Source organism: Bradyrhizobium sp. IAR9 (assembly GCF_013408065.1).
In the GTDB taxonomy this organism is placed as follows: Bacteria; Pseudomonadota; Alphaproteobacteria; order Rhizobiales; family Xanthobacteraceae; genus Bradyrhizobium.
Genome location: NZ_JACBZW010000006.1, coordinates 231,943 through 247,291, shown reverse-complemented (window position 1 = coordinate 247,291; position 15,349 = coordinate 231,943). Strand labels below are relative to the sequence as shown.

The following is a 15,349-nucleotide window of genomic DNA, read 5'->3' as shown; positions in this document are numbered from 1 at the left end:
CGCGAACGATAGAGGCTTGTCTGATGGCACCGTTGCCGAGACCCCATAGCGCCACGACCGAAGCCATCTATGCCGCCTACGCGAAGTCGCGTAGCCAAGCTTGGGACTCTCTCGGCATTTCGATCTCGCTGCTCGGTGAAGAGTGCGAGCGAGCGCTTTGGTACACCTTCCGCTGGGCCTCGAAGCCCGAAGTGGTCGACGGCCTGAAGGCCATCACGTTCGAGACCGGCGAGATCGAAGAAACGCGGCTGCTCAACGCGCTGCGCATGATCGGCTGCGAAGTGGACGAGTTCGACTCGCGCGGCAAGCAGTATCGCGCCACGGCAATCTCGGGCCACGTTCGCGGCAAGACGGACGGCAAGGTGCTCGGCCTGCCGGAAGCTACCGCGACGTGGCACGTCGTCGAAGCCAAGTCGATGAAGGACACCTATTGGGACAAGGTGAAGAAGCTCGGTGTCCGCGAGGGTTACTTCACGCATTGGGTTCAGTTGAACACCTATTGCCATCTCTTCGGCTTCGAGCGCGGCCTTTACATCTGCCGGAACAAGAACACCGGCGAAGTCTACAGCGAGCGCATTGAGACGGACCACGCTGAAGCGATCCGGCTGCTCGCTCGCGCCGAGCGCATCATCAAGTACGCGAACCCGCCGCCGCGTCTGCACGACGATCCGAACGCGAAGATGGCCTTCAAGTGCCGGACGATGTGCAACCATCTCGCCAACTGCCATGAGCATTCCTTCGCTCGCTTGTCTTGCCGGACCTGCATCCACGCCACGCCCGAGATGTTCGGCGACGCTGCGTGGTCGTGTGCCCGCTGGAATAAGCCGCTCTCGCTCGCCGAGCAGAAGCAAGCCTGTCCCGCGCATCTCTTCCTGCCGTCGCTTGTCCCAGGCGAACTGATCGACGCGAGCGATGAAGAAGAGTGGGCGCTTTACACGCTGCATGACGGCCGCGAGTGGCGCGATGGCGTGAAGCCCGAGCCCGAGCGCCAATACTGGCACCACCCCGAAAGCGGCAGCCTGTTCGCCACGCTGCCCGGCGAACCCGATCCCCGCGACACTGAACCCCTCTGCGAAGAGATCACCTTCGCCGAGTTCATCCGCCTGACCGATCACTACGCAGCGCAAGGGGAATAACGCGCATGTCCGCCTATCCGTTCAAGACCCGCTTCAACGAGACGACGCGCGGTCAGTGCATGTTCTTCCTGCCTGGGCAGTCCGGCATGTACGGCTTCGTCTGCGGCGCGCCGGCGACTGACGAGAAGTCGTTCTGCGACTGCCATCACAAGGCAACGCATCAGCCGCTCAAGAAGGGGAAGATCACCTTCTTCGATCTGTCGGCGGGATCGCTCGACGACGACACCGACCATGAGCCCGACCTGACGGAGGTTCTTCAATGAGCTTCCCGTTCGTCTATGCAGACCCGGCTTGGATGTTCGAGACGTGGAGCGAGGAAGGCAAAGAGCGCTCGCCCGAAGAGCACTATGACTGCATGCCGCTGCCCGAGATCAAGGCGCTGCCGGTGCGCGAGATCGTGCCGGAAGACGCGGCCTGCGGCCTTTGGGTCATCGACACGATGATCGACGAAGGCATTAAGGTGCTGAACGAGTGGGGCTTCGATTACAAGACCGTCCTGTTCTACTACGTGAAGGTCGGCCGTGCTCTGCGCCCGCACATGGGCATGGGCTATTGGACTCGTGCGAACCCCGAGATTTGCCTGTTCGGCACACGCGGGAAGCCGAAGCGCAACGGGAAGGGCGTTGAGCGCCTGATCCTCGATCTCGATCCGAATGATCGCACGATCCTCGCGCCGCGCGGCGAGCACTCGGCCAAGCCGCTCGAAGCCTACAACCGAATCGAACGCCTGCTCGATGGCCCGTACATCGAACTGTTCGCGCGCCACGCTCGCGCCGGTTGGAGCCAATGGGGCAACGAGGTCGGCAAGACCGGCGGCACCCCGAACCTTTTCCACCTTCCGGGCCATCCGGCTCGTGCATCCAACGACAACTCACTGTTTGGGGCTGTTCTCTGATGGCTTTCAAGCTTCGCTATTATCAGCGCGACTCAATCGACGCTGTCTATGACTATTGGTCTGAAAAGCCGGACGGAAACCCGCTCATCGTGATCCCCACCGGCGGCGGCAAGTCGCCGGTGCTCGGCACCATCACAGAAGAGATGATCGGGTTCGAGCCGCAGACGCGCATTGTCATGGCAACGCACGTCTCCGAATTGATCGAACAGAACTACGCCGAACTTATGGGGCTTTGGCCGTTCGCCCCGGCTGGCATCTTCTCGGCTGGCCTCGGCCGCAGAGAAGCGCACGCGCAGATCGTCTTTGGCGGCATCCAAACGATGTGGCGGCACGCTGCCCGCATCGGTCACGTTGACCTTCTCATTATCGACGAAGCGCACATGCTGCCGCCAGATGCGGAGACCATGTACGGCAAGTTCATCGCCGCTCTGAAGTTGATCAACCCGAAAATGTTGATCCTGGGCCTGACCGCGACGCCCTATCGGACCAACTCCGGCATGCTCACGGATGGCGACGACGCGCTGTTCGACGCGATCGTTTACGAAATATCGATCCGCGAGCTAATCGAAAAGGGCTTCCTTTGTCCGCTGGTCTCGAAGGCCACGGCCACCGCGAAGACGATGGTCGATTTGAGCAAGCTTCGCCGATCTGGCGGCGAGTTCACCGACAAGTCGCTCAAGGCGGTCTTCGATCAGGGCGAGATCACGAAGGCGGCAGTCGATGAAATCATTGGCTTCGCGGCCAGCAACGAGAGGCCGCGAAGGTCATGGCTTCTGTTCTGTGCTGGCGTTGAACACGCTTTCAATGTTCGCGATGCGATCCGCGAACGCGGCTATTCGTGTGAAACGATCCACGGGGGCATGGAGAAAGGTGATCGCAACCGGATTCTCGATGATCTCAAGTCTGGCAAACTCACGTCTGTCACGAACTTCGGTGTGCTCACGACCGGCACCAACATTAAGCGCCTCGACCTGATCGCGCTGTTGCGTGCGACGGATAGCACGCAGCTTTACGTCCAGATGTGCGGACGCGGAACGCGGCTCCTAGGCGACACTTACGAAGAGTCCATTCGCAACGGCAAAGAAGATTGCCTCGTTCTCGACTTCGGCGGCAATGTCCGACGCCACGGCCCCATTGATCGCGTCACGATTCGTAAGCCGGGGAAGGGCGGGGGCGAGGCCCCGGTGAAGGAATGTCCGACGTGCCATTCGTTGATCTTCGCCGGTCTTAGCGAGTGCCCCGACTGCGGTCACAAGTTCGAGCGCGATGTTGAGAAGAACATCAGGCAGACCGCCGACATAACGCCGATCATGTCTACGTCGAAGCCCGATTGGGTGCCGGTGAAGCGGCGCACGTTCTATCGCCATGACAAGCCGGGTGGAACGCCGAGCATCCGCGTCGAGTACCTGTGCGGTTCCGTCTCTCACAAGGAATGGATTTGTCCCGAGCATCAGGGCTATGCGCGCGTCAAGTTCGAGAAGTGGTGGCGGCAGCACGGCGGCAAGGACGATGCGCCGTTCACGATCTCAGACACTTTCGCTCGCGCAAAAGAGCTTCGCGAGACCGCCGAGATCATGATCCGCGCAAACGGCAAACATTGGGAGATTACGGCTCGCAAGCTTGGCGAGATCGCGCCGGAAGGCGCGTCGCAATCGTTCGTCGCAGCGCCGCCACCGAACCGTGACGAGATGATCGCTCGCAATTACGAACTGAACGGCAAGCCGCATGAGGCGGCAGCGTACCGCGCTCAAGTGGCCGCGAGGCCGAAGCCTTGGGCGACGAACGCGCCCGTGGCGAACGACAACAATCGGGCCGTGATGCCTGGGCATCAGAAGCCGGTCGCGCAGATTCGCACCACTGCTCCGTGGAATGCGCAGATCACGCCGCCGCTGATGCAGACCCGCGCGCCTTGGGACAAGGGCGATCTCGACGATGACATTCCGTTCTGAGGGGGACGAAGGTGGGGAACAACTTCAACAAGGCGCTTCGGCGCAATGAGTCATATCAAAAACTGAGCGCCTACCTGACGCAGCACGGCTACTCGTTCGAGCCGTCGATGGCGGGGAAGCATCCGTATGTTGTTGTGGAGCTAGGCGAGGGGAAGTCCTTCAAGTTCTTCTTCCCGTCGAGCGCCAGTGATGTCCGGTCAGCCGACAACTGCGTGTCGCAGATGAAGCGCGCGATCCGTCAACGTCTAGCGAGCAATGACAACAATGCGCGTGTTTGATCCCGAACCGATTTGCTGCGGCGTGTGTCGCCGCGAGGCAACCGGCATTGGCTACGCCCCGAAGGGTGGCAAGCCGATCCTTTGGCTCTGCGAAGAGCTTGAATGCATCTCACTAGGAAAGGCCGTCTTCCACATGACGCCGAAGAGTCTGACTGCGACCGAGAATCTTGCCCTTCAAGACGCTGGCTCCGATGCCGGCGCCTACCTCGAACGCCTGGGCAAGTTCAACCTGTCCGAACTGTCCGAGAAGGAATGGTCGAACTTCCTGACCACCATCCTCAACTCATACGGCGAGAACATGCGCAAGCGTGTCACCGCTGGCACCGCCCCGTTCTAAGGATTCACACTGATGATCGAAACGCCATTCACCCAAGCCGGACCGGGGCTCTATGAGAACGGCTACAACCCGATCCCGATTATGCCGAACAGCAAATTGCCGGGGACGTTCTCCGACGATAGCTGGAAACCCGCGAAGGGTTGGAACGACTACTGCACCACGCGGCCGAGCCAGTTGCAGATCAACTATTGGTCTAAGTGGCCGAACGCGGGTGTCGGCGTGGCTTGCGGCCTCGGGCTGATCTGCATCGACATCGACTTCGAGCCCGCGATGGAAGCGCTGCTTGCTATGCTGCCGCACTCGAACGTGCAGAAGAAGGGCCGCAAGGGCATCTCGCTCTTCTATCGCGGCAACACCGACTCCATTCGTTCGCGCAACTTCCGCACGCCCGAGCGCGTCGGCCTTGTCGATCTGCTCGCCGAAGGTAAGCAGACCGTGTTGCCGCCCTCGATCCACCCCGACACCGGCGAGCCTTACTATTGGTGGACCGATGACACGCTGCTCGACGTTCGCCTCGACCAACTGACCGAGTTGCCCGATGACATCGCTGAGCGCATCGGCGAAGTCCTGAAGGCGTATGGCTATGATCCCCAGGCGGACCGGCGCTATGAGCCGCCGACCGACATCCCTGATGTCAGCCTTACCCATTCGACGGACTTCTTCCGCAAGCTGAATGAAGACGCGCTGGCGAACCTGCATTCGTGGGTCGGCAAGCTGGCGCTGCCGAAGGGCCGATGGCTCGGGTCCAAGTACCGCGCCGTCGCCCCGTGGCGTTCGTCCGGCTCGGGTCGTTCGATGGCGAAGCGCCATCCGAACCTGTCGTTCGATCCGAGCGGCATTCAGGACTTCGGCACCATGGAGACCTTCACGCCCATCAACGTCGTCATGAGGACGATGGAGCTTGGCGAGGCGCAGCGTGACGCGGCCGTGCAATGGCTGGGCGAGCAGCTTGGCTATAACTTCGGCGTCGAGATCGACCTGCGCTCGCGCCGGAAGGAAGCCGCGCAGATGGCCGAAGCTGCCGAGCGTGACGTCGCCCGCATCGCGGCTCGCGAGAAGACCATCATTGAGGCCGCGCCGAGCATGGAGCCGTCGTCCTGGGTTGAGCGCCAGATGTCGGCGGGGTTAACGCCGTGGGTCAAGACGAACCCGACGCCTCATGAAGTGGCGTCGCTCGCACTGATCACTGGCGTGCCCGCTACGGTGGCTGCGGAGCCCGCTGGCGAGGTCGCTGAAGATCCTGCTACGGATGCCGACCACAACGAAGTCACGCCCACGATGGCGGAATTGGAGGCGCTGTGCCATCCGCCGGGATTGGTCGGGGACATCATGGATTGGATCGCCGCGTCAACGTCGAGCCCGTCGCGCCCGCTCGCCCTGGGACCTGCTCTGGGCTTCGTGGGGACGCTCGCTGGCCGTCATCACGCGGGACCGACCAACCTGCGCACCAACCTCTACATCGTCGCCCTGGCCCCCGCCGGCTACGGCAAGGACCATCCTCGCAAGGCACTGTCCCGGCTGGCCGTGGAAGCGGGCCTCGATCGCTATCTCGGGCCGGAAGGCTTCCTGTCCGACTCTGCGCTTCGCAAGACCATCGAGCACAGCCCGTCGCAGTTGTCGCTCATGGACGAGTTCGGGGCCTTCATCGCGAAGATCATGGACCGGCGCGCCGGGACGCATCAGTCGAGCATTCGTCAGATGCTCATGCAGATGTTCACTTCGGCGGACTCCCTCTACAAGGGCACCGCGTCGGCGGCCGAAAGCGCCGTGCCGATCTACAACCCCAACTTCTCTGTCTACGGCACGTCCACGCCTCACGACTTTTGGCCTTCCATGTCGGGCAAGGGCATCTCGGACGGCTTCCTGCCGCGCTGGCTTGTCCTCACGGTCACCGGCGACCCGGCGGACGGCGTTGAGCCGAAGGCGTCGCTCGAACCGCCGACCAAGCTGATCGAGGATTGCCGCGCGATCATCACCCACAACGGGGCGGGCAACCTGGGCGACTCGTCGTCGCGTCCGATCCTGCGGCCTCGCGTGGCGGATTGGGGTGTCGGGGCGAAGGAACGGTGGATGGAGCTGCGGTTGGCGTTCAAGCGGCGAGGCGAGGCGTGCTCGCCCGATCTGGCGGCCCTGTGGACCCGCACGATGGAAGTGGCTCTGCGCATCGCCCATATCGTCGCCATTGGCGTCGATCCCGTCCGGCCGGTGCTCACGCGCGATCTAGTCGATTGGGCGGCGAAGCTGATGGAGCTTTCGACCCGGCACTGCATCGTCGAGGTCAGCGACCGCCTGGCTCTCAACGATAAGCAGGCCGAGTACCTGAAGGTCCGCCGCTGGATTAAGGAAGCTGGATCGGACGGCGTGACTAGCTCGACCCTGAAGAAGATGGTCAACGGAGAGTTCGACCTGCGCCGCCTGAACGACATCACCCAACAGCTTCTCGAGTCCAAGATGATCGAGCAGCGGTTCGCCTCGACCAAGACCGGCGGCCGTCCCTCGCATCGGTGGTTCGCACTGTAACGGGGCGGTCGCAAGAAAAGGTGGCCGTCTCCGGTGGAGACGGCGTTACCCTTCCTAGTGAGTTTGCATCGGGAAGAAAGTTTGTCCCGCTCCCCCAGGACAAAAAAGAAGCCCGCTGCGAAGCGGGCTTTTTCATTCCAGTGGTGAAGTGGCAGCTATCCGTCAACGAAGGGGAACGACGTGGCGAAGCGCTGGATCGCTAGCGACGCGGGCGTGGAGTAGGGAACCGGTCGGACGTGGCGACGGACGACGGTCGCGAAGTGCTCGACCGGCACATCGCTCAGTCCCATCGTGGAAACCTTCATATTGGCTTGGCCGATGACGGCGGACGATCCGCCAAGCGCCACGGTCCCCAGGAGGGCCGCGGCGATCATCGCGGGAATCTTCATCGCCTTCACCATCCCCGCCTTCGACTGCTCGTTCGCGTAGAACTTGAGCGCTTCAGCGCACATGGCGCTATCGGTCGGCCCAAGAGTCACTTCGTCCCCGCCGCTCAACGCTACAGCCAGCGCTAGCAGATCACCCCGTTTAGTCACTTTCGTAGTCCTTTTCTGTCGGGTATCTCCCGACTCTTTTGCCTTGGTGATGCTCCAAGTCGCGACGTTTCTAGTCGCGGCTTGAATGTCTTAATGTTCCAACGGATGATCCGTCAATGAAACACTCGGTTAAAGTCTGGGTAGAAAGTTTCCGTATCAAACCTGAGTTGCGCTAACGCCCCGGGGCATTGCGTTCAGTGATACGCGGCAAATGCACGCATAACCTTGCGGCCGTAGGCCGTGCAATTCGGTCGAGCGTAGACGCCCCGCTGATAGAGAGAGACGCCAGCGCAGCCGGGACCGCCGCGCGAGATCGCGACGCGGAGGTAAGCCATGCCAGCACGAATGCCGGTGGAGCAGTCGAACAGGTTTCCGGTGACTCCGACCGCGTGGGCAGTGGCAGGCTTGACCTGCATGATCCCGCGCTCGCCAGCGCTGCCGCGAAGGGCGCAGTTGTAGTTGCTCTCGATCTTGACCACGGCATGGGCGAGGGCGCGAGAGATGCCCTGCGCGTCTGCGGCGGCGTCGATCATGGAACGAAGGTCAGACCCGAACGCAGGCAAAGAGGTTCCCATCACGGCCGCGACTGCGACCGCGCTCAGAAGGCGCTTCATGTATTCGTTCTCCTAAAAGGCCGCTACGGCTTCACACTCGAAGCGCTTGGCCTCGTCTCGGCGACGCATGTTCTCTTTGTGCGTCACCATTTCCAGGTGATCCGGGTTCACGCAACGGCGTGACCGGCAGAGATGATCGAGTTGCTTGCGCGGAGGGATCGGACCGTGTTCGAGCACGTACATCACGATATGGACGGCCACGGTGCCGCCATCGAGACACATGCGTGCGTAGTCCTTCCCTCTGCCTTTGCTTCCCGACGTTGGTCCTGTCCAAATGTGACAGGGTGTGTCGAGCACCGTCCCTTGGACGATCTCGACGCGAGACATCACCTTCTCGCGAATCTTGTCCCGGCGCGCGCTCATTCCAGTCGCCCTAATTGCGCAACTGGCGCTTCTTGAACGCCTCGATCTGGTAGGCGCGAATGTGCGGCGTATCGGAGACGAACCACGCCACGCGCGAGAGGGAGTTGCGGCGTTGTCCGCCCTCGACCCAGCTATGCAGCAACTCGGTGAACGGATGGCCGTTAGTGGCCATGCGCGGGACGATCTTCACGTCCACGTTGGTCAGGATGCGCGCCATTAGGCAGCGTCCTTATCAGGGGTGGTGACGCCGAACGCGGCCAGCTTCTCGCCGACGACGGCAATGGCCTGCTCGATGACCAGCTTCATCTCGGGCAGCATGCGCTCGACGATATCGGGACGAAGGTCTTGGTTGCTCTGCATCGACGTTTTGATTGTGATCTTCGTTTCCGAGCCGAGACGGATAAGCAGCCCAACGAGGTAGTCGCGTTCCTTGATCAGTTCGGCGACGGCATGGAAATTCTCAAGCTTCACTGTTGTCGTTCCCCAGGTTGTCGAGATTGTAGATCTCGCGGAAGCGGTCGCGGCTGATGTCCCTCGGATCAACCTCGACGATGCCGGGCGGCATAAAGGCGTTAGGATCGGGCTCGACCGCGATGCCATCCATCGCGATCTCGCCGGTGGTCAGAAAGCAGTGGCCGTAGTCAGCGGCGCGCAGCTTGGCGGCGATCTCGGCGAACGCCGCCTGGGAGATCGGAAGGCGGACTAGCGTCCTCACGCGAAGCCCTCCGCGCGCACCGCCGAGCGTAGGGCGTTGATGCGCTTCTCGCTCTCGGCCAGCTTCGCTTCGAGTTCGGCGATCCGCGCGTTCTGAGCGCGCTGGGTGAACGCTGCGATCTCGCGAGCGAGGTCGGTGCGCTCTGCCGTGACGTAGGCGAGGCCCATCGACTTCTGCCGGGCATCGGCTTGCTGCACATAGATGCGGTCAACGAACGACTGAGCAAGCGCGAGCAGGCTGGATGGGGGCGTTTCGCCGGCAGTGATGATCGTGTTCATGATCAGACCGCCTTTCCGCCGACCGTCGCGGGGATGGAGACCATCGGCGGGACGCCCATCGACTTCAGCCACTCGATGCAGAACTGCGCAGCGGTCGCCGGATCGTGAAACTCGGCGAGCGCGTCTTCGACGATCTCGATTGCTGCGTCGGGAGCTTCCGCGTGAAGATACGTGCGGACCTCTTGCAGGGCTTTCACGTAGAGCGCGGCGTCGGCCGAGCGCTTAGCGCCCGCCGAGATCAGCCAGTCGATGTTCTGACGAAGGATGTCGGTATGCGCCTTGGTCGCGGTCGAGGCACGCAGATCGAACCAACCGTAGAGCATGAGGACCATGGCGGCGGTGGTGAAGACGGCAGCGGTCGGCGCGTAGCCAGCGAGGGTCGAGTCGAGGGCGAGCGCGAGGCCGAAGCCGCCGGTGACGAGCACGGCGAAGAGACGAAGCATAGTGGTGGCTTTCATGAGAGGGTGACCCTGCAAGGACCGCTTGCAGGTTCGGGAAGGGGTTCAGGCTGCGGCGGGCAGAACGACGTGGGCGGGCGGCAGCTTCTTGCCGATGGCCTTGGCCCCGGCGGCCGTCACGGCGAAGACGCGCATCGAGCCGAAGTCGCGATCCGGGTTGCGGACCATGTAGCCCTTGCCGACAAGGCGATCGGCCGTGCCGATGTCTTCGCCGTTGGCGTGAGCCGCCACGAAGTTGCGGTTGACCGAGTTGCAGTGTTCGAGCCCGAGCGCCTTGCGCGTGAGCATCGTTTCGTTGTGCGTGAGCAGGAAGTCAGTCATGGCGCTCCCCCTCAACCGAACAAGGCGTTTTGGTCGTTGTGCATTGCCTGCGGCGCGGAGCGACGCGGCTTTGCGGGGGCCGCCTGGGGGAGATCGACGGCGGTCAGGCTGTCCTTGTGGCGAAGGACGTGAGCCGTCATGCCGCTGACGTTCTTGCGGCGATCCGTGAGCTTGATCAGGGTGCCGACCTTGACGAGTTCCGAGACGCGGGGACGGATCGCGAGGACGCTTTCCTTCAGTTGCGACGCGATCTCGTCAGCGGTCAGGCGGTAGCCGTTGAGCATCAGGACGATGATCGCCATGCGCAGCTTGGCGGCTCGCGTGACGACCTGCTCGGCGGCGTCCTTCGAAGCGCCACCGCCCTTCGACCCCGGCTTGTTCGGATAGTTCTGAGACATAGACAAAGCTCTCCCGTTCGCCCCGAAGGGCGTTGTTCAGATCGGCGATGTGCGGTGTGGATTTCCCGTCCCTTCCGGCCTGAATCAGGCCGGGTCCGCTGGAACCAACGGATACACGATGGATGATCCGTCGCGCAAGAGTTTTGATAGGGATGTTGACGGATGGCCGCAGGCCGACGGTTGGCGAGCGGTTAAGAGCAGGCCGATCCCACGCATGGAAATCACCAACTCCATATTATCTTTTGAGGTCGGTTTGGGTTTTGCGCGATAACCCCCGCAAAACTAAACCCCTGCTTTTGATAGGGGCCGGGGGACCATTGGAGGGTATCTGCTATATATATAGATGTAATATATAGTTGTAATATATTCTGTAGAAGATATGTGTGTAGGTGGTTACATCTATATTTAGGGGCGAAACCCCGAAATCGTCAGTTGAGGTTATGCGCTCTGACGGATGGAAACCGCAAATCGACGGATGGAAGTGGATATTATCCGATGCGCAGGAAGGTCATGTCGGAGTGGGACGCCAAGGCGGCGTTCCTAACCGTGCCGGACGATGGATGGTCAGTCGTTGGCTTCGCCAACGCCTTGCCGTGCCATCCTAGTGAGGCAGAGACCATCGCCCGGTATCTGCACCGGAAGAAGCTGATCTGGCTCTCGATGCGCGCTGGGCACGGCAGGGTCTTCCCGGCGGCGATGCGTCCCGGTCGAGGAAGGCCGAAGGCGAGGGGCGTCGAGCAGCCGCCCATGATCGACCCGACACTGGCTGGCTTCCTCACCCAGGCACATCCGACGTTCCTGAAGATGCGGCTGTTGCTCGGTCGCGATCCCGGCGGAGCATGGAACGAGAACCAGGCGGCCAAGGCCGAGATCAAGTTCGCCCTCGCGGTCGAGGCGACGAACCTGATGACGCTCTGCCGGACGTTCGCCAAGAAGCACCCCGCCATTCCCGTTGCGGCGCTCCGTGATGCGCTCTGGCTCGATAGGCCGCGTACGATGCCCGTCGTCGCGGAGACGCAGCCCGACCTCGCCATGGCTGGCTCAGAGCAGATCGTCGAGCAACCGAAGGGACGGCAGCGGCTTTCGAGAAACCTGACCGACGAAGAGCGAATGGTCGCCTACATCGAAGCCGCCGGCGCACAGGGGATCGCCGCCTATGAGATCGCGAACAAGGGCAAGATCGCTCGGGACCGGGTTGCCATCATCGGCGAGATGTTCGAGAACATGGGCATGATCCGCTCGGCTCTTGTCCGCACGTCGGATCGCGGTCGCAAGGGCACGCGGTACTTCATGAGCAAGTTCGGTGAGCCGTTGATCGGTGAGGGCGGGCGGCTCGTGATGGTTTGAAATTTTGTTGCCAAGTTTGCTGCTCTGCTTCCGGGAGGGCTAAGGAGAAGTAACGTTGATCTTGGTCAAGTTAGGTCGCAGAAACTCGTGTACGTTTCGCGGATGGATCGCGAGATGCACCTGCGTCATTTGCGAGAAGCCGAACGGCACGTAGCCGAAGGCGAGCAACACATCGCGGATCAGGAAGAGCGCGTAGCTTTCCTGGATCGCGCCGGTTGTGGGACTGAACTGGCGCTAGAACTGTTGGCCACGTTCCGGGTTGCGCTGGCTTCGCACATTGCGCATCGTGACCTCATCATCCATGAGATCAAATCAGCGAAGCTGAGCAGGTAGGTCGCTTTTGGGCCACCGCACAGGGATATATCCGGAGTGCAGAGTCGATCGGAAGTCGCCCGCCGTGAAGCCCAGAGGCGCTTGTGACTCCGTGGCGGACATTGCGTCGGTCCCGGTCGATGACCGACCCATTGCTGCGAGGTCTAAACGTTCTTTTTGCACTGCGGGATATCCGTATTACCCCGAGTGTCCCAAGCTGAATTTAGGTGTGTCCTAGTTTGATTTTTGGCGCGACAATGGGTCCGGAGCTAGAACCCAAAATGCCCATCTACCGTCCTGTTACAGAACTCTCCGTTGGGCCCGGAGGAAATAACCATATTGACGGACGCCTACGAGCGCACTTTGCACGCGCTTTGCCTGGTTGACCGCAACGACCCAATCGCAGACCTGATCGCAAAAAAGATCATAGAACTGGGGCAACGCGGCGTTCGCGAAGCGAAGCAATTGTCGGCTTTGGCCATAGAAGAGCTTGGCGTAAGTCCGCCCTAGTAAGCGCCGTGGCTTATTTGACTCCAACTTTGGAACCCACAGCAGCGCATCTGCATATATCGGCAGTCCCGTTGACGGGTTAGGAACCCGTATTCGGAGGTTGAGCGATGAGTGAGCGGCGCCGGTTCAAACAGACAAACACCCTAGAGGTCCGTCTTGCCGAAGAAGCGACTCGACTACGTAATAAAGCCGCATTGCTTCCACCTGGGGCGGCTCGCGAGGAGCTGCTACGAAAGGCCCGACAGGCCGAGACCGGCTCGCACATGAGCGAATGGCTGCGGTCGCCCGGCTTGCAGCCGCCGAAGTAATTTTGATTTACCTCAATGGTCGCCGCCGGCACTGGATCGAACATCGGTCCGTGAGCAAGCCCGACGAACCATCTCCGGGTCAGGAACCACCTCCCGAGCGCGCGCGCCTTGAGCAGGCACGGCGGGTCGTTGAGGAGTACGTTGAGAGTTTGCGCGAGATCATCAAGAAGCTGCGCCGCAAGATGAATTGAGGTCGCCTCAGTTTGGGGGCCTCTTCATTTTCGCCTGAGGAAAGCGATGTCAGTTCCTGTGGCCCATTTCTGACCCTTCAATCTGCGGCGAGACGGCTACCGGATCGGTCTCTCTCGATGCGGTGATCTGCGCGACCATTCGCGCGTGGAAACCCGGATCGTCGATACCATTCCCGAGTGGCGCTATCAGGCGGAAGTCATCGCTCGCCTACACGCGCTCGAAGACGCCGGGCTTCCGATCACCTGTGCCGGTGATATGAACCGAGCCAAGCGTTCGCGACGCGAGCGCATGGAAGCCAAGGTAACGGGCCTTACGGCGGGCGAGCCCGACGTTCGCGTTTATATCACCGGCGGCATCCTGCTCAGCATCGAACTGAAGACGCCGAAGGGATCGCGCTCGAAGGCGCAGAAGGAACGCCATCCGAAGCTTCAGGCTCTCGGCTTCACCGTCATCACGGCGAAGGCTCCCACCCCCGAAGAGCTCGCGGACGAAGTCGAGCGGATCGTGCGGAGCTATCTGTAGTGCAGATCACGCTCACGCTCACGAAGGGAATGCTCGAACGGCTGGATCAGCTTCGTGATCGCAGCATCAACACCGCAACTGCCAAAGCGCTGACCTTCACCGCGAAGGATGCGCAGCAAGCGTTGCGTGTGCAAATCCCAGGCATCTTCGTCCTGCGTCGTCCCTGGGTGATCAGCGGCATCCGCATTCGCCCGGCGAACGGCGGCAACCTGATGGCCGTCGTCGGCAGCATCGACAAGTACATGGAGCGCCATGTCATCGGTGCGGGCAAGGAGAAGTATCCCGACAACGCGCTCTCGATCCACTCGAAGCGCAATAGCAGCGGCCGTCTCGCGACCGGCGGCATCCTGATCAAACCCTACGGCTCAATTGGCAGCGCCCCGATCCATACCGTGGTGCGTCGTCAGTTGAAGCGCGTGGACGGCCAGAAGCGGAAGACGTTCCAGATCGTCGTCAACGACAAGGTGCTGATCGTTCGTCGCCGCACGAAGAAGCGTCTGCCGCTGCAAACGCTCGCCGTGCTTCAGGGCAGCGCCACGATCAATGAGCATTGGGATTTCCTCGGGACCGTGTCCGGCGTCGTCCAGGCGCGCTTCCCGCAGCACTTCTATCGGGCGGTGGTCCATGCAGCGACGCGATAGAGGGTCCATGAGCGAATCGACTCCCACCCCCCTCGCACGTAGGCGACGCACGGTTCTGCTCGCGCTCGCGATCTCCGCGATCTTGAGACCATCGCTCGCTCGATCCCTCGACGATGACCAAGGCGGCGAGCAGCACAGCGACACTGACTTCTTTGCAGAAAATGCAAACAACCACGACCACGGCGATCCCAACGATGTCAGCCCCTTCGACCAAGACCCCCGGCCTGCTCAGGATCAGCGCGCCGCATTACTGTGCTGGGGCGGAAGTCATCGACGGGATCGTGTCAGGCAATGTCGCGCCGATCATTCGCTACATGCGTGGATGGCGCATCGAGCGCGTTCGCTCGTATTGTCGTCAGAGGCAATGGCAGCTATTGGAGTGTGGCGTGGACCTCGCGGACCACCACCAAAAATTCGCGGGGGAAAAAAATTTTTAGGCCACGATTTTTCCTTAAACCGATCCGCTGCCTCGACGTTGTGTCAACTTTCCTCCCTAGGTCGTCACCGACAATAAAATTTCGGCCGATCTGATGGGGAATTTTCATCTTGCAACTAATCGTCGTCATCGAGACGCGACCGACCGCGACCTTTCCGCATGCGTCGCCATCGCGCGCAAACGCCTCGCCTATGCGCGTTCTCAAGTCGGGAGTTACGCGACACCGGCCGAACGGCGCGCCTCTGCACGGGCCTCTAATCGCGATTGGCGTACGGCTGCAAAA

24 protein-coding genes are annotated in these 15,349 nt (G+C 61.5%); 14 read left to right on the top strand and 10 right to left on the bottom strand.

Going from position 1 to position 15,349, the window contains the following annotated elements:
* Positions 1-23: 23 nt before the first annotated feature.
* Genes GGD67_RS18675 through GGD67_RS18645 form a run of 7 tightly spaced genes read left to right on the top strand, consistent with a single transcriptional unit; the run spans position 24 to position 7,115 of the window.
* Positions 24-1,136, top strand: a complete 1,113-nt coding sequence (locus GGD67_RS18675; protein ID WP_179734883.1) for a hypothetical protein — start codon at positions 24-26, stop codon at positions 1,134-1,136.
* A 5-nt stretch (positions 1,137-1,141) separates the two neighbouring features.
* Entirely contained in the window at positions 1,142-1,399 is a 258-nt protein-coding gene (locus GGD67_RS18670) for a hypothetical protein (protein WP_179734881.1), read from the top strand.
* Positions 1,396-2,031: an MT-A70 family methyltransferase gene (locus GGD67_RS18665; protein ID WP_179734879.1), complete on the top strand. Its 636-nt coding sequence runs from the start codon at positions 1,396-1,398 to the stop codon at positions 2,029-2,031. The genes GGD67_RS18670 and GGD67_RS18665 overlap by 4 nt, the downstream gene beginning before the upstream one ends.
* Positions 2,031-3,980 carry a DEAD/DEAH box helicase gene (locus tag GGD67_RS18660; RefSeq protein WP_179734877.1) on the top strand — a complete coding sequence of 650 codons (1,950 nt, stop codon included), beginning with the start codon at positions 2,031-2,033 and terminating at the stop codon, positions 3,978-3,980. Before GGD67_RS18665 ends, GGD67_RS18660 begins: the two co-directional genes overlap by 1 nt.
* An 11-nt stretch (positions 3,981-3,991) precedes the next feature.
* On the top strand, positions 3,992-4,258 hold the full coding sequence (locus GGD67_RS18655; RefSeq protein ID WP_179734875.1) for a hypothetical protein: 267 nt from the start codon (positions 3,992-3,994) through the stop codon (positions 4,256-4,258).
* Complete coding sequence (locus GGD67_RS18650; RefSeq protein ID WP_179734873.1) at positions 4,245-4,595, top strand: DUF6511 domain-containing protein; 351 nt, start codon at positions 4,245-4,247, stop codon at positions 4,593-4,595. The genes GGD67_RS18655 and GGD67_RS18650 overlap by 14 nt, the downstream gene beginning before the upstream one ends.
* A 12-nt stretch (positions 4,596-4,607) precedes the next feature.
* Complete coding sequence (locus GGD67_RS18645; protein WP_179734871.1) at positions 4,608-7,115, top strand: bifunctional DNA primase/polymerase; 2,508 nt, start codon at positions 4,608-4,610, stop codon at positions 7,113-7,115.
* A gap of 155 nt (positions 7,116-7,270) precedes the next feature.
* Here the strand turns inward: GGD67_RS18645 and GGD67_RS18640 are convergent, their stop codons facing one another.
* From GGD67_RS18640 to GGD67_RS18595, 10 genes are all read right to left on the bottom strand, one after another.
* Positions 7,271-7,567, bottom strand: a complete 297-nt coding sequence (locus GGD67_RS18640; RefSeq protein WP_179734869.1) for a hypothetical protein — start codon at positions 7,565-7,567, stop codon at positions 7,271-7,273.
* 278 nt (positions 7,568-7,845) lie between these two features.
* Complete coding sequence (locus tag GGD67_RS18635) at positions 7,846-8,265, bottom strand: transglycosylase SLT domain-containing protein (RefSeq protein ID WP_179734867.1); 420 nt, start codon at positions 8,263-8,265, stop codon at positions 7,846-7,848.
* 12 nt (positions 8,266-8,277) lie between these two features.
* Complete coding sequence (locus tag GGD67_RS18630) at positions 8,278-8,628, bottom strand: HNH endonuclease signature motif containing protein (RefSeq protein ID WP_179734865.1); 351 nt, start codon at positions 8,626-8,628, stop codon at positions 8,278-8,280.
* A 10-nt stretch (positions 8,629-8,638) separates the two neighbouring features.
* Entirely contained in the window at positions 8,639-8,845 is a 207-nt protein-coding gene (locus GGD67_RS18625) for a hypothetical protein (protein ID WP_179734863.1), read from the bottom strand.
* A complete protein-coding gene (locus GGD67_RS18620; protein WP_179734861.1) occupies positions 8,845-9,099 on the bottom strand; it encodes a hypothetical protein in 255 nt (84 codons plus the stop codon). Before GGD67_RS18620 ends, GGD67_RS18625 begins: the two co-directional genes overlap by 1 nt.
* Positions 9,089-9,343 carry a hypothetical protein gene (locus tag GGD67_RS18615; RefSeq protein ID WP_179734859.1) on the bottom strand — a complete coding sequence of 85 codons (255 nt, stop codon included), beginning with the start codon at positions 9,341-9,343 and terminating at the stop codon, positions 9,089-9,091. The genes GGD67_RS18620 and GGD67_RS18615 overlap by 11 nt, the downstream gene beginning before the upstream one ends.
* Positions 9,340-9,621: a hypothetical protein gene (locus GGD67_RS18610; protein WP_179734857.1), complete on the bottom strand. Its 282-nt coding sequence runs from the start codon at positions 9,619-9,621 to the stop codon at positions 9,340-9,342. Before GGD67_RS18610 ends, GGD67_RS18615 begins: the two co-directional genes overlap by 4 nt.
* A gap of 2 nt (positions 9,622-9,623) precedes the next feature.
* Positions 9,624-10,079 (bottom strand): hypothetical protein, encoded by a 456-nt coding sequence (locus GGD67_RS18605; RefSeq protein WP_179734855.1) that lies wholly within the window; start codon positions 10,077-10,079, stop codon positions 9,624-9,626.
* Positions 10,080-10,124: 45 nt separating this feature from the next.
* Positions 10,125-10,400, bottom strand: a complete 276-nt coding sequence (locus tag GGD67_RS18600) for a hypothetical protein (protein ID WP_179734853.1) — start codon at positions 10,398-10,400, stop codon at positions 10,125-10,127.
* Positions 10,401-10,411: 11 nt separating this feature from the next.
* Positions 10,412-10,798 (bottom strand): hypothetical protein, encoded by a 387-nt coding sequence (locus GGD67_RS18595; RefSeq protein WP_179734851.1) that lies wholly within the window; start codon positions 10,796-10,798, stop codon positions 10,412-10,414.
* 495 nt (positions 10,799-11,293) lie between these two features.
* On the opposite strand from GGD67_RS18595, the gene GGD67_RS18590 reads away from it, so the two are divergent.
* The 7 genes from GGD67_RS18590 to GGD67_RS18560 all read left to right on the top strand — a co-directional run bounded on the left by GGD67_RS18590 (position 11,294) and on the right by GGD67_RS18560 (position 15,067).
* Positions 11,294-12,145 carry a hypothetical protein gene (locus GGD67_RS18590; RefSeq protein WP_179734849.1) on the top strand — a complete coding sequence of 284 codons (852 nt, stop codon included), beginning with the start codon at positions 11,294-11,296 and terminating at the stop codon, positions 12,143-12,145.
* A 102-nt stretch (positions 12,146-12,247) separates the two neighbouring features.
* Positions 12,248-12,478 (top strand): hypothetical protein, encoded by a 231-nt coding sequence (locus GGD67_RS18585; RefSeq protein WP_179734847.1) that lies wholly within the window; start codon positions 12,248-12,250, stop codon positions 12,476-12,478.
* 318 nt (positions 12,479-12,796) lie between these two features.
* Positions 12,797-12,967 (top strand): hypothetical protein, encoded by a 171-nt coding sequence (locus tag GGD67_RS18580; RefSeq protein WP_179734486.1) that lies wholly within the window; start codon positions 12,797-12,799, stop codon positions 12,965-12,967.
* Positions 12,968-13,238: 271 nt separating this feature from the next.
* Entirely contained in the window at positions 13,239-13,466 is a 228-nt protein-coding gene (locus tag GGD67_RS18575) for a hypothetical protein (RefSeq protein ID WP_179734484.1), read from the top strand.
* A gap of 145 nt (positions 13,467-13,611) precedes the next feature.
* The gene (locus GGD67_RS18570) at positions 13,612-13,989 is read left to right on the top strand and encodes a VRR-NUC domain-containing protein (protein WP_179734845.1); all 378 of its coding nucleotides are present in this window, start codon (positions 13,612-13,614) and stop codon (positions 13,987-13,989) included.
* Positions 13,989-14,630, top strand: coding sequence for a hypothetical protein (locus GGD67_RS18565; RefSeq protein WP_179734843.1), 642 nt, complete (start codon positions 13,989-13,991; stop codon positions 14,628-14,630). Before GGD67_RS18570 ends, GGD67_RS18565 begins: the two co-directional genes overlap by 1 nt.
* Before the next feature lie 113 nt (positions 14,631-14,743).
* Positions 14,744-15,067 carry a hypothetical protein gene (locus tag GGD67_RS18560; protein ID WP_179734842.1) on the top strand — a complete coding sequence of 108 codons (324 nt, stop codon included), beginning with the start codon at positions 14,744-14,746 and terminating at the stop codon, positions 15,065-15,067.
* The last annotated feature ends 282 nt before the right edge of the window (positions 15,068-15,349 follow it).

Excerpts from the sequence above, each read along its gene's own strand:
- GGD67_RS18610 (WP_179734857.1), bottom strand. The coding sequence starts at position 9,621 with ATGAACACGATCATCACTGCCGGCGAAACGCCCCCATCCAGCCTGCTC.
- GGD67_RS18670 (WP_179734881.1), top strand. The coding sequence starts at position 1,142 with ATGTCCGCCTATCCGTTCAAGACCCGCTTCAACGAGACGACGCGCGGT.
- GGD67_RS18660 (WP_179734877.1), top strand. The coding sequence starts at position 2,031 with ATGGCTTTCAAGCTTCGCTATTATCAGCGCGACTCAATCGACGCTGTC.
- GGD67_RS18640 (WP_179734869.1), bottom strand. The coding sequence starts at position 7,567 with ATGTGCGCTGAAGCGCTCAAGTTCTACGCGAACGAGCAGTCGAAGGCG.
- GGD67_RS18665 (WP_179734879.1), top strand. The coding sequence starts at position 1,396 with ATGAGCTTCCCGTTCGTCTATGCAGACCCGGCTTGGATGTTCGAGACG.
- GGD67_RS18590 (WP_179734849.1), top strand. The coding sequence starts at position 11,294 with ATGCGCAGGAAGGTCATGTCGGAGTGGGACGCCAAGGCGGCGTTCCTA.
- GGD67_RS18675 (WP_179734883.1), top strand. The coding sequence starts at position 24 with ATGGCACCGTTGCCGAGACCCCATAGCGCCACGACCGAAGCCATCTAT.
- GGD67_RS18585 (WP_179734847.1), top strand. The coding sequence starts at position 12,248 with ATGGATCGCGAGATGCACCTGCGTCATTTGCGAGAAGCCGAACGGCAC.
- GGD67_RS18630 (WP_179734865.1), bottom strand. The coding sequence starts at position 8,628 with ATGAGCGCGCGCCGGGACAAGATTCGCGAGAAGGTGATGTCTCGCGTC.
- GGD67_RS18600 (WP_179734853.1), bottom strand. The coding sequence starts at position 10,400 with ATGACTGACTTCCTGCTCACGCACAACGAAACGATGCTCACGCGCAAG.
- GGD67_RS18575 (WP_179734484.1), top strand. The coding sequence starts at position 13,239 with ATGGCTGCGGTCGCCCGGCTTGCAGCCGCCGAAGTAATTTTGATTTAC.
- GGD67_RS18560 (WP_179734842.1), top strand. The coding sequence starts at position 14,744 with ATGACCAAGGCGGCGAGCAGCACAGCGACACTGACTTCTTTGCAGAAA.
- GGD67_RS18650 (WP_179734873.1), top strand. The coding sequence starts at position 4,245 with ATGCGCGTGTTTGATCCCGAACCGATTTGCTGCGGCGTGTGTCGCCGC.
- GGD67_RS18625 (WP_179734863.1), bottom strand. The coding sequence starts at position 8,845 with ATGGCGCGCATCCTGACCAACGTGGACGTGAAGATCGTCCCGCGCATG.
- GGD67_RS18605 (WP_179734855.1), bottom strand. The coding sequence starts at position 10,079 with ATGAAAGCCACCACTATGCTTCGTCTCTTCGCCGTGCTCGTCACCGGC.
- GGD67_RS18635 (WP_179734867.1), bottom strand. The coding sequence starts at position 8,265 with ATGAAGCGCCTTCTGAGCGCGGTCGCAGTCGCGGCCGTGATGGGAACC.
- GGD67_RS18595 (WP_179734851.1), bottom strand. The coding sequence starts at position 10,798 with ATGTCTCAGAACTATCCGAACAAGCCGGGGTCGAAGGGCGGTGGCGCT.
- GGD67_RS18645 (WP_179734871.1), top strand. The coding sequence starts at position 4,608 with ATGATCGAAACGCCATTCACCCAAGCCGGACCGGGGCTCTATGAGAAC.